Annotated in this window: 13 protein-coding genes; 2 read left to right on the top strand and 11 right to left on the bottom strand. The window is 63.9% G+C overall.

The features are described 5' to 3' along the window. Positions 1-99: integrase core domain-containing protein (locus tag E3O28_RS06265; RefSeq protein ID WP_134394301.1), on the top strand; the 99-nt coding region annotated here is incomplete at its 5' end. Positions 100-192: 93 nt separating this feature from the next. Here E3O28_RS06265 and rplQ read toward each other — a convergent pair. The 9 genes from rplQ to E3O28_RS06220 all read right to left on the bottom strand — a co-directional run bounded on the left by rplQ (position 193) and on the right by E3O28_RS06220 (position 6,515). Then, positions 193-708, bottom strand: coding sequence for a 50S ribosomal protein L17 (rplQ, locus tag E3O28_RS06260; RefSeq protein ID WP_104100944.1), 516 nt, complete (start codon positions 706-708; stop codon positions 193-195). Between the two features lie 46 nt (positions 709-754). After that, complete coding sequence (locus E3O28_RS06255; protein ID WP_104100945.1) at positions 755-1,744, bottom strand: DNA-directed RNA polymerase subunit alpha; 990 nt, start codon at positions 1,742-1,744, stop codon at positions 755-757. Positions 1,745-1,928: 184 nt separating this feature from the next. Then, positions 1,929-2,327 carry a 30S ribosomal protein S11 gene (gene rpsK, locus E3O28_RS06250; RefSeq protein WP_022883249.1) on the bottom strand — a complete coding sequence of 133 codons (399 nt, stop codon included), beginning with the start codon at positions 2,325-2,327 and terminating at the stop codon, positions 1,929-1,931. Between the two features lie 44 nt (positions 2,328-2,371). Then, positions 2,372-2,746, bottom strand: a complete 375-nt coding sequence (rpsM, locus tag E3O28_RS06245; RefSeq protein WP_104100946.1) for a 30S ribosomal protein S13 — start codon at positions 2,744-2,746, stop codon at positions 2,372-2,374. 151 nt (positions 2,747-2,897) lie between these two features. Then, on the bottom strand, positions 2,898-3,011 hold the full coding sequence (gene rpmJ, locus E3O28_RS06240; RefSeq protein ID WP_035834639.1) for a 50S ribosomal protein L36: 114 nt from the start codon (positions 3,009-3,011) through the stop codon (positions 2,898-2,900). A gap of 66 nt (positions 3,012-3,077) precedes the next feature. After that, the gene (infA, locus tag E3O28_RS06235; RefSeq protein WP_055965022.1) at positions 3,078-3,299 is read right to left on the bottom strand and encodes a translation initiation factor IF-1; all 222 of its coding nucleotides are present in this window, start codon (positions 3,297-3,299) and stop codon (positions 3,078-3,080) included. A gap of 155 nt (positions 3,300-3,454) precedes the next feature. Next, positions 3,455-4,606: a mannitol-1-phosphate 5-dehydrogenase gene (locus E3O28_RS06230; protein WP_104100947.1), complete on the bottom strand. Its 1,152-nt coding sequence runs from the start codon at positions 4,604-4,606 to the stop codon at positions 3,455-3,457. Continuing rightward, positions 4,603-5,043 carry a PTS sugar transporter subunit IIA gene (locus E3O28_RS06225; protein WP_104100948.1) on the bottom strand — a complete coding sequence of 147 codons (441 nt, stop codon included), beginning with the start codon at positions 5,041-5,043 and terminating at the stop codon, positions 4,603-4,605. The genes E3O28_RS06230 and E3O28_RS06225 overlap by 4 nt, the downstream gene beginning before the upstream one ends. After that, positions 5,040-6,515: a PTS mannitol transporter subunit IICB gene (locus tag E3O28_RS06220; RefSeq protein WP_134342150.1), complete on the bottom strand. Its 1,476-nt coding sequence runs from the start codon at positions 6,513-6,515 to the stop codon at positions 5,040-5,042. Before E3O28_RS06220 ends, E3O28_RS06225 begins: the two co-directional genes overlap by 4 nt. 181 nt (positions 6,516-6,696) lie before the next feature. Between E3O28_RS06220 and E3O28_RS06215 the strand changes: the two genes are divergently transcribed. Then, positions 6,697-8,619, top strand: coding sequence for a PTS sugar transporter subunit IIA (locus E3O28_RS06215; RefSeq protein ID WP_134415433.1), 1,923 nt, complete (start codon positions 6,697-6,699; stop codon positions 8,617-8,619). A 13-nt stretch (positions 8,620-8,632) separates the two neighbouring features. On the opposite strand, the gene E3O28_RS06210 is transcribed toward E3O28_RS06215, so the two are convergent. Together E3O28_RS06210 and map are read right to left on the bottom strand one after the other, a co-directional pair. Continuing rightward, entirely contained in the window at positions 8,633-8,962 is a 330-nt protein-coding gene (locus tag E3O28_RS06210; protein ID WP_104171764.1) for a PTS sugar transporter, read from the bottom strand. A 468-nt stretch (positions 8,963-9,430) separates the two neighbouring features. Continuing rightward, on the bottom strand, positions 9,431-10,261 hold the full coding sequence (gene map, locus E3O28_RS06205) for a type I methionyl aminopeptidase (RefSeq protein WP_134415432.1): 831 nt from the start codon (positions 10,259-10,261) through the stop codon (positions 9,431-9,433). Positions 10,262-10,308: the final 47 nt, after the last annotated feature.

Raw genomic sequence — 10,308 nt, 5'->3', positions numbered from 1 at the left:
GACTGGATCCATAGCTACAATCACCACAGACCCCATACAGGCATCGGCGGCAAATCACCCATCAACCGTGCTCACAACGTCAGTGGGAACAACAGCTAGCCCGTCGCCGGGGCACAGAGAGGGGCCCGACCGAAGTCGGGCCCCTCTCAATTCAACACAGCGATTCAGTTGAGCCGATACAGCGCAGAGTGCTTACTTGGATTCCTCAGCGGCAGCGACATCATCCTCGACGACGTCAGCTTCGACAGCAGCATCCTCGACGACGACCTCGGCCGGAGCCTCGGCATCGGGCGCTGCCGCGGCGGGCTTGGAAGCAGCCTTGGCGAAGGAGCGCTTGACCTTCGGGGTGACGGGCTCGAGAACGAGCTCCATCTGTACCATCGAAGCGTTGTCGCCCTTGCGGAAGCCGAGCTTCGTAATGCGGGTGTAACCGCCCTCACGAAGGGCAACCTGAGGTGCGATCTCGGTGAAGAGCTCGTGCACGACGGTCTTGTCGCCGATAGTGGCAAGCACGCGACGACGGGCGTGCAGGTCACCCTTCTTTGCGAAGGTGATCAGTCGCTCGGCGACCGGACGCAGGCGCTTGGCGCGCGTCTCGGTCGTCTTGATGGACTTGTGGGTGAATAGGGATGCGGCCAGGTTGGCGAGCATGAGGCGCTCGTGGGCCGGTCCGCCTCCGAGGCGGGCTCCCTTAGTGGGGGTAGGCATTGGTTATCTCCAGTATCAAAGTCGAAAGTCAGTCTGAACGACTGCTTTAGATGGTTTCTTCGTCGTAGCCGCTGTAGAAGTGGGCGCCGTCGAATCCGGGCACCGAGTCCTTCAGGGACAGTCCGAGCTCAACGAGCTTGTCCTTGACCTCATCCACCGACTTCTGTCCGAAGTTGCGGATGTTCATCAGCTGGGTCTCCGAGAGGGCGACCAGTTCGCTGACGTTGTTGATGCCCTCGCGCTTGAGGCAGTTGTACGAGCGAACCGACAGATCGAGGTCTTCGATCGGAATCGACAGCTCGGTCGACAGCACGACATCGACCGGCGCGGGGCCGATTTCGATGCCCTCGGCGGCGGTGTTCAGCTCACGGGCCAGACCGAACAACTCGGTCAGCGTACGACCGGCGGATGCGATGGCGTCGCGAGGCGAAATGGCCGACTTGGTCTCCACGTCAACGACGAGGCGGTCGAAGTCGGTGCGCTCACCGGCACGAGTTGCCTCGACACGGTAGGTCACCTTGAGCACGGGCGAGTAGATCGAGTCAACCGGAATCTGGCCGGCCTCAGAGTACTCGTTGCGGTTCTGGGTGGCCGACACGTAGCCGCGGCCGCGTTCGATGGTCAGTTCGAGTTCGAACTTGGCCTTGTCGTTCAGCGTGGCGATGACCAGCTCGGGGTTGTGCACCTCGACACCGGCCGGAGCCGAGATGTCGGCGGCCGTGACCTGGCCGGCACCCTGCTTGCGCAGGTACGCGGTGATGGGCTCGTCGTGCTCGCTGGAGATGACGAGGCCCTTGATGTTGAGGATGATCTCGGTGACGTCTTCCTTGACACCGGGAACGGTGCTGAACTCGTGCAGCACACCGTCGATCCGGATGCTGGTGACAGCGGCTCCGGGGATCGATGACAGGAGGGTGCGGCGCATCGAGTTGCCGAGGGTGTAACCGAAACCAGGCTCAAGAGGTTCGATGACGAACCTGGATCGGAACTCCGAGATGTTCTCTTCGGTGAGCGTGGGGCGCTGTGCAATAAGCACTGTTGATTCCTTTCGGCTAAGTGTCCGCTATATGACACTTGCGTGGCGAGGTTTTGAGTTGTGTGTCTCTCGACAAGCCCGACAATCGAGCACATCGTCGAACGAGGGAGGGGTGATGCCCCACGACCCGCCACAGCCGGGCCCGTCTTGTGACGGGCCCGGCCGATGGCGAGATGCCGGTTGGTTAGACGCGACGACGCTTGGGCGGACGGCATCCGTTGTGCGCCTGGGGGGTGACGTCGTTGATCGAACCGACCTCGAGGCCGGCGGCCTGGAGCGAACGGATCGCGGTCTCGCGGCCCGATCCCGGTCCCTTGACGAAGACGTCAACCTTCTTCATGCCGTGCTCCTGCGCCTGGCGGGCAGCCGACTCGGCAGCCAGCTGCGCGGCGAACGGGGTCGACTTGCGCGAACCCTTGAAGCCGACTCCACCCGAGGACGCCCAGCTGATGACCGCACCGGTGGTGTCAGTGATCGAGACGATGGTGTTGTTGAAGGTGCTCTTGATGTGGGCCTGGCCCACAGCGACGTTCTTCTTTTCTTTCTTGCGCGGCTTCCGAACGGCCGACTTTGGTGCTGCCATGAATTTCTCCTGAATCCTAAAGGCGAGACGGGCCAGGCCGAGGCCTAGCGCGCCTTCTTCTTGCCGGCTACGGTGCGCTTCGGGCCCTTGCGGGTGCGAGCGTTGGTCTTGGTGCGCTGGCCACGAACGGGCAGGCCCTTGCGGTGGCGGATGCCCTCGTAGCTGCCGATCTCGACCTTGCGGCGGATGTCAGCGGCAACCTCACGGCGGAGGTCACCCTCAACCTTGAAGGTTCCTTCGATGTAGTCACGGAGGGCGACGAGCTGCTCGTCACTCAGGTCCTTGACTCGGATGTTTCCATCGATTTCAGTGTCGGCGAGGGTCTTGAGTGCCCTCGTGCGGCCAACACCAAAGATGTAAGTCAGTGCAACTTCCACGCGCTTATCGCGAGGAATATCAACGCCGGCTAGACGTGCCATTGTGGCTTCTCCTGTATATGAGTGGAGGTCTGTGACAGTGCCTGTTCATCGGCCTCCAACCGATGGTGTCCCCCCGAAGGGTTCCCGGCACTGCTATTTTCTGTATTCAGTTGCATCTCGACCGACTCGACCGTGATCGAGCCTGTCGAGATCAGCCCTGACGCTGCTTGTGACGAGGGTTCTCGCAGATGACCATCACGTTGCCATTACGGCGGATGACCTTGCACTTGTCGCAGATCTTCTTGACGCTGGGCTTGACCTTCATGGTGTGTCCTTGTATTCGCTGTCTTCGTACCCCAGGAACGCCTCGGGCCGTTACTTACAGCACTCTCTACTTGTAGCGGTAAACGATCCGGCCGCGAGTCAGGTCGTACGGGCTCAGCTCCACGATCACACGATCCTCCGGGAGAATACGGATGTAGTGCTGACGCATCTTGCCTGAAATGTGGGCAAGAACTTTGTGGCCGTTGCTCAACTCGACGCGAAACATCGCGTTGGGAAGAGCTTCGACTACCGCGCCCTCGATTTCGATGACACCGTCTTTTTTGGCCATAACTCACTATCGCTAGGGTATTGATTGCTGGTCGTGCGTGGATTGTGGTGCACTGATACGCCGCATACGTGCGCACAAGGCACCAAGGATTTACTCTATGGTACGGAGTTGCCTTTTGGCAATTCTTCCCTATAATCCTTCGCGGGATTCTCCGCTCAGAGGGCCTTCTGCACCGCGGCCACGACCAGGACCACGTCGGCGAACAGCGGATGCGCGACGTCCAGACCGCACACCGACGCGGTGAACGATTCGGCTGTCTCGTCGCGCAGCATCCGTTGCAGCAGGGCGCTCTGCTCATCGTCGGCGACGTCGAACCGGAGTGCGGCTTCGACGGCTGCGAGCAGCGCGACCGGGCGAGTGCCGTGTTCGGCGATCTCGGCGGCAGGGCCGATGAACCGTTCGTGGCGGCTGAGCTTGCGCAGCGGCTGGCGGCCGACGCGCTCTACCGTGTCGGGCAGGGACGGGTTGGCGAAGCGCACCAGGATCTTCTCCCGGTAGGCGCGCTGGGCGTCTACGTCGAGGCCGTGCTTGGCCAGGAGCAGGGCCGAGGTTTCCTCGAGTACCGCTCGGACGCCGTCCAGCACCGCCGGCACCAGGAGCGCGTCGGAGATCTTGGAAGCCCCGGCGACACCGCCGAGGTAGGCGACGGTCGCGTGTCCGGTGTTCACCGTGAACAGCTTGCGCTCGATATACGGCGCGAGATTGTCGACGAAAGTCGCACCCGGGATGACCGGCACGGCGCCGTTGAAGGCGCCCTGCTCGATGACCCACTCGTAGAAGGCCTCGACGGTTACGTCGATGCCGTCGCTCTCGGCCTGGCCGGGCACGATGCGGTCGACTGCCGTGTTGGCGAAGACGACGCGCTCGGCCACAGCCGCTCGCTCCGGCTCCGGCACGTTGGCCCAGAGCTGTTCGGCGAGGACATCCGTGGCGTTGATGGCGTTCTCGCACGCCATCACGGCCAGGGGCGGCAACTCGGCCGACCGCCGCCCCAGTCCGGCCGCGATGACCGGTGCCACGAAGCGGAGGACGGTGGGGCCGACCGCGGTGGTGACGATATCGGCCGTCGCGATCTCGTCGATCAGTGCGGCCTCATCCGTGGCGCTGTTGATGGCCCGGAAAGTGTCGACCACGCGGGTGGTCGACACTTCCCCTGCCTCGTGCACGGCGTAGCTGCCGGCAGCCTGCAAAGCGTCGATCAGGGAGACATTCACATCGGCGAAGACAACCTCGTATCCGGCATCGTGAAGCAGGAGGCCGACAAATCCGCGGCCGATGTTCCCTGCACCGAAGTGAATGGCCTTCATTCTGCGTTTACCTCCTCGAGGAGCATGAAGATGTCCTCTGCTGTGACGGCGTCAATCAATTTCTGCACTTCGTCCTCGTCCGAGAAGACGATCGCGATCTTCTGCAGGATTTCGAGGTGCTCATTGTTGAGCCCCGCGATCCCGACGGCGAAACGCACCTGCTGGCCGTTCCAATCGATCGGTTCGGCGTAACGCACGAGCGACAGGGCCGACCGGACGATCGACTCCTTGGCGTCGTTGGTCCCGTGCGGGATCGCCAGGAAATTTCCCATATAGGTCGACACGCTGGCTTCGCGGTCGAACATCGAGTCGACGTAGTTTTCGCGCACGGCGCCTGCGGTGACGAGCAGGGCGCCGGCCTCACGGATTGCGTCGAGCTTCGTGGTGGCCGACCCCGCGGCCACGACGTTGCCCAGTTCCAGAATGCGGTCGGTCATCGCGCTACCTCCTCGGCCGCCTGGCCCTGAATCAGGGCGACGACGTCATCGTATTTCGGGCTGTTCATGAAATTCTCGACCGAGACATGCGTCGAGTCAGGAGACTTCGACTGGGCCCGGGCGGTCAGGTCCTGGTGCGTGATGACCAGGTCGGCCGTGCCGTCGAGGTTCGCGATCGCCTGGTTGGTCACGGTGATGCCGTCGAGACCGGCCTTCTTGATCTTGTTACGCAGCACCGAAGCGCCCATGGCGCTGGAGCCCATTCCGGCGTCGCACGCGAAGATGATGTTCTTGACACGGCGAGCGGCGGTGGCCGAAGTGCCGGAGGCTCCGAGGCCGCCGAGGATGGTGCTGGCCTTGCCCTTGTTCGCTTCGGTCTTGGCGATGGCCTCGGCCATGTCACCGGTATCGCCGGCGGTCAGGTCGCGCTTGCGGCTAGCACGGAGGATGACGGCTGCGATCAGGAATGACACCGTGGCTGCGCCGATGACGGAGAGGATGACGCCGACGTAGCTACCCGGGGCGGTCTGGATCAGGATAGCGATGATGCTGCCGGGTGAGGCTGGGGCGCGCAGGCCGGTTGCGAAGGCCACGTTGATGGCGACACCGGTCATGCCGCCGCCGACTGCGGCGAGGAGCAGTGCCGGCTTCATCAGCACGTACGGGAAGTAGATCTCGTGGATGCCGCCGAAGAAGTGGATGATGATGGCGCCCGGTGCGCTTGCCCGTGCGATGCCGACTCCGAAGAAGGAGAAGGCGAGCAGGATGCCCAAGCCGGGGCCGGGGTTCGCCTCCAGCAGGAACAGCACCGACTGGCCGTTTTCAGCAACCTGCTGCACACCGATCGGCGTGAGCACGCCATGGTTGATGGCGTTGTTGAGGAACAGGATCTTGCCGGGCTCGATGAAGATGCTGGCGATGGGCAGCAGGCTGTTGGAGACGAGCCAGTCGACGATCATCTCGAGGAAATTGCTGATCCCGGTCACGAGCGGGGCGATTCCGAAGAACGCACCCAGCGCGAGGATCATTCCGAGGATGCCGGACGCGAAGTTGTCGACCAGCATCTCGAACCCGGGCTTGATCTTGCCGGCCCAGAGGCTGTCAAGCTTCTTCAGGAGGTACGCCGATCCCGGGCCGACGATCATGGCGCCGATGAACATCGGGATCTCGCTGCCCACGATGACACCCATGGTCGCGATCGAGGCGATGACCGCACCACGCGTTCCGTAGACCATCCGGCCACCGGTGTTGGCGATCAGGAGCGGCAGCAAGTACACGATCATCGGTCCGACGAGCGTTTCCAAGGTCGCGTTCGGGGTCCAACCGGTCGGAATGAAGAATGCGGTGATCAATCCCCACGCGATGAATGCAGGGATGTTGGGCATGACCATTCCGCTGAGGAAGGTTCCGAAGCGCTGAACGTGCACACGGGTTCCTCCGCTCTTGGTCTTGGTAGCTGACGTCGTCGTCATTTCTCTGCCTTTCGTAGGGATGCGATGAGGAGTTGCCCCGTCACGTTGCGACTTATTCAAGTCTGACCAAGGTGGTCGTGCGGGGCCACCAGAGACTTTTCCGCACCCCCGGAAATCTCGTGGCAGAGATCCGGCCGGGAGCGGCGTGGGAGACTTGCTTTTTACTTGGGAGTTTCATGCGATGAGCGACAAACAGACACGGATGCTGGATTTTCTGTCGCAGACACCGGCCTGGGTTACCGCCGGCGAGCTTGCCGACCTCCTGGGCGTCACGCCCCGAACCGTGCGCAGCTACGTCACGAACCTGAAACTGGCAGCCGGGCCGCTCGAGATCATCGAGTCGGGGCCGGCCGGGTACCGGCTGGACCTCGAGGCGTTCGCCGTGTTCCGCGCCAGGGGGCGCATTCACTCGGACGAAGCCGAGACCCCGACGGATCGCCTTTACGCTTTGGTGCGCCGGCTCACGGAGTCCCACGAGGGGCTCGACGTCTACGCTCTGTCCGCCGAGCTGTTCGTCAGCGACTCCACGATCGACTCCGACCTGACCAAGGTGCGGCAGCTACTGCCCGCCACCGGGCTCACGCTCACCCGCCACGGCAGCGTGGTCACGCTCGCCGGCTCCGAGACCGACCGGCGGAGGCTGCTCAGCCGGCTGTTCCGCGAGGAGAGTTCGCGCGGTCTGCTCGAACTCGAGGCGATTCAGCGCGAGTTCGCCTCCGAGAGCCTCGGAGAGTTCAAGACGGATCTGATCACGATGCTCGACTCGCAGGGGTATTTCGTCAACGAGTACGGCACCAACGACGTTCTACTCCATGTCGCCATCGCCATCGACCGGGTCACGAGGCGCACCTCCCCCGTGGTGGCCGAGACCGCGGCATCCGTCGGCTCCCCCGACGCGATGACCCTCGCCCTCTCCGGGCTGATCGGGCGCCACTTCCACGTCGAACTGGGTGACGGTGACCTCGACTACATCGCACTCCTGCTCAAGACCCGGGTGATCACACCCGGGCAGGACCAGCCGGCGCAGGTTCTGATCGAGAGCTTCGTCCGCCCCGAAGATCTCGACGCCGTGCGCCGGATCGTCGGCCAGGCCGGGGACGAGTTCCTGCTGGACCTCGCGGAGGAGAACTTCATCGTGAGGCTCACGCTGCACGTGCGCAACCTGATCAACCGGGCGACAGACCGCTCGTACTCGCACAACCCGCTCACCAGGTCGATCAAGACGTCCTACCCGATGATCTATGAGGTCGCCGTCTACATCGCCAGCCAGTTGCAGCGGCAGGAGCAGATCGTGATCAACGACGATGAGATCGCGTACATCGCGATGCACGTCGGTGCCCACCTTCAGCAGCAGTCCCGGCGCGAGGACCTGGTCACGTGCGCTCTGATCTGCCCGAACTATTACGACATGCACGTGCTGCTGCGCGAACGGATCGAGCGGGTCCTCGGTGACGAGCTCGAAGTTGTGTCGGTGGTCACCCGCAGCGACGTCGACTGGAAGGCCCTGGATGCGAAACTCGTGCTCTCCACCATCGAACCGCAGTCGCCGGCCGAGGCCGTCATCGTGATCCAGCCGTTCCTGACCGAGGCCGACATCGACCGCGTGCGGAAGGCCGCCAGCCGCATCCGCCGTCTTCGCCGTCGCGCCGCTCTCAAGGACGAGCTGCTGCAATTCTTCGACGAGTCCCTGTTCGCGCACAACTTCCACGCCGCTGACGAGACCGCGATGATCCGCGCTCTCGGCGAACGGATGATCGCACACGGCGATATCGACGAGAGCTACATCGACGGCGCGATCGAGCGCGAGCTCATGTCGTCGACGGCGTTCACGGACAACGTGGCGGTGCCGCACTCGATGTCGATGACGGCAATCCGTACCTCGATCGCCGTCGTGATCAACGACACACCCATGGCGTGGGGCGAGAACCGCGTCAACGTGGTGGCGATGGTCGCTTTCAGCGCCGCCGGGCGCAAGAGCTTCCAGACCGTCTTCGACCAGTTCGTGGAGGTCTTCTCAGACCGGGCCGACGTGCAGCGGCTGGTCAAGCGGTCGGTGGACTTCGCATCCTTCATCGACGAGCTCGTGCACCTGATGGACCAGTAGGCCACCGGTCGGGCTACTTCTTCGTTTCAGCCCAGTCACGCGTCTTGTACGCATAGATCGCGGCATCGAGCGCTTCGTCGCCGTTCTGCGAGGCGAAGACGGTCTCCTCCAGCAGGGCGATGCCGACCCCGGCGTGCACGGCCTGAAGGCGGATCTTCTCAAACCGGGGTGCCAGGTGGGGACCCACCAGAAGCACGTCGACCGGGCCGAGGGAGGCCGGCAGATCCGATTCGCTCCCCGCGAAGACGTGGACATCCAGACCGCGGGCCGCGGCCGTGTGCCGAACCCGATGTGCAACAAAGGCACTGGAGGCGCCAGCACCGCAGACGATGAGAATCTTCATGGAATCGCTCTTTCCCTGAGCCGCGACGGACGGTTTGCCCTCTCCTCCATCCTCCCGCCTCCGGAGTCCCGGAGAGACCAGATCCCCGCCCCCGAGCGCGGCTGGTTCAGGCCGTGTGTGGCTCCGGGAGCGGGTTCCGATTGCCGCGGGTGAGGGGCGATCGCGGGTGGCGGGTGAGTGGCGATTGGTCCATTTCTCGGACAGGCGAGAAGTTGACCGCAGCGCGGGGTGGATGCGCGCTGCAACCGCCGTCTCGTACGAGTCCGGAGCCCGGGATCGACTCACCCCGAACGAATTCGACGGAGATTCTGCCCAAAACACCGCTTTCGGGCACGAAAACGGGTGTTTGACCCAAAATCTCCGTCGAATTGGTTTGGCATCGCGCACGACGTTTCGCGTGCGGAACGGCGTCCACGCAGTGCGGTGAGATCCGACGTTCCGTGTGCGGCTGGTTCGGGCCGTGTGCGGCTACGGGAGCGGAACGGGCGTGATGCCGAGCGGGGCCAGCCCCGCAGCGCCGCCGTCGGCGGCGGTGAGCACCCAGATGCCGTCCTTGTGCACGGCCACGCTGTGCTCCCAGTGCGCGGCGGCCAGGCCGTCGCTGGTGGCGACGGTCCAGTCGTCGTCGCGCACGAACGTCTCGATGGACCCCATGACGACCATGGGCTCGATCGCGATCACGAGACCGGGCGTCACGTCCGGACCCTTCTGGCGAACGCGATAGTTGAACACGGGCGGGGCCTCGTGCATGGACCGGCCGATGCCGTGACCGACATAGTCGGTGAGGATTCCGTAGTCCCCCTGAGACTCGACGTAGTCCTCGATGGCATCGCCGACCTCGTTGAGGTGACGCGCCACCGCGAGCCGGGCGATCCCGTGCCACAGCGACTGCTCCGTGACGTGCGACAGTTTCTCGCGCTCGGCGACGACCTCGGGCCGGGCCGGGTCCGGAATCACGAAGGAGAAGGCCGCGTCGCCGTTCCAGCCGTCGATGATGGCACCGCTGTCGATCGACACGATGTCGCCGGCGGCGAGCACGCGAGCCCCCGGGATGCCGTGCACGACATCCTCGTTGACGGACGCGCAAACCGTGTGGTGGTAGCCCTGCTCCAGCTTGAAGTTCGGCAGGCCGCCTCGAGCCACGATGGCCGCCTCGGCGGCCGCGTCGAGCTCGAGGGTGGTCGCACCGACCCGGATGGCCGCCCGGGCCGCATCCAGGGATGCGGCCGTGGCCAGTCCGGGCGCGATCATCAACCGCATCTGCGCCGGCGACTTGTAGATGGATCGTCGAAGGCTCATCGTGAAGATCTCTGCAAACTGCTGAGGACGCGCACGCTGGGCGTGCA

The organism is Cryobacterium sp. TMT2-14 (assembly GCF_004402465.1).
GTDB classification, from domain to species: Bacteria; Actinomycetota; Actinomycetes; order Actinomycetales; family Microbacteriaceae; genus Cryobacterium; species Cryobacterium sandaracinum.
The sequence above is the reverse complement of the archived record's forward strand: the minus strand, read 5'-3'. Positions and strand labels throughout refer to the sequence as shown.

Excerpts from the sequence above, each read along its gene's own strand:
- rplQ (WP_104100944.1), bottom strand. The coding sequence starts at position 708 with ATGCCTACCCCCACTAAGGGAGCCCGCCTCGGAGGCGGACCGGCCCAC.
- rpsK (WP_022883249.1), bottom strand. The coding sequence starts at position 2,327 with ATGGCAGCACCAAAGTCGGCCGTTCGGAAGCCGCGCAAGAAAGAAAAG.
- rpsM (WP_104100946.1), bottom strand. The coding sequence starts at position 2,746 with ATGGCACGTCTAGCCGGCGTTGATATTCCTCGCGATAAGCGCGTGGAA.
- rpmJ (WP_035834639.1), bottom strand. The coding sequence starts at position 3,011 with ATGAAGGTCAAGCCCAGCGTCAAGAAGATCTGCGACAAGTGCAAGGTC.
- infA (WP_055965022.1), bottom strand. The coding sequence starts at position 3,299 with ATGGCCAAAAAAGACGGTGTCATCGAAATCGAGGGCGCGGTAGTCGAA.
- E3O28_RS06230 (WP_104100947.1), bottom strand. The coding sequence starts at position 4,606 with ATGAAGGCCATTCACTTCGGTGCAGGGAACATCGGCCGCGGATTTGTC.
- E3O28_RS06225 (WP_104100948.1), bottom strand. The coding sequence starts at position 5,043 with ATGACCGACCGCATTCTGGAACTGGGCAACGTCGTGGCCGCGGGGTCG.
- E3O28_RS06220 (WP_134342150.1), bottom strand. The coding sequence starts at position 6,515 with ATGACGACGACGTCAGCTACCAAGACCAAGAGCGGAGGAACCCGTGTG.
- E3O28_RS06215 (WP_134415433.1), top strand. The coding sequence starts at position 6,697 with ATGAGCGACAAACAGACACGGATGCTGGATTTTCTGTCGCAGACACCG.
- E3O28_RS06210 (WP_104171764.1), bottom strand. The coding sequence starts at position 8,962 with ATGAAGATTCTCATCGTCTGCGGTGCTGGCGCCTCCAGTGCCTTTGTT.
- map (WP_134415432.1), bottom strand. The coding sequence starts at position 10,261 with ATGAGCCTTCGACGATCCATCTACAAGTCGCCGGCGCAGATGCGGTTG.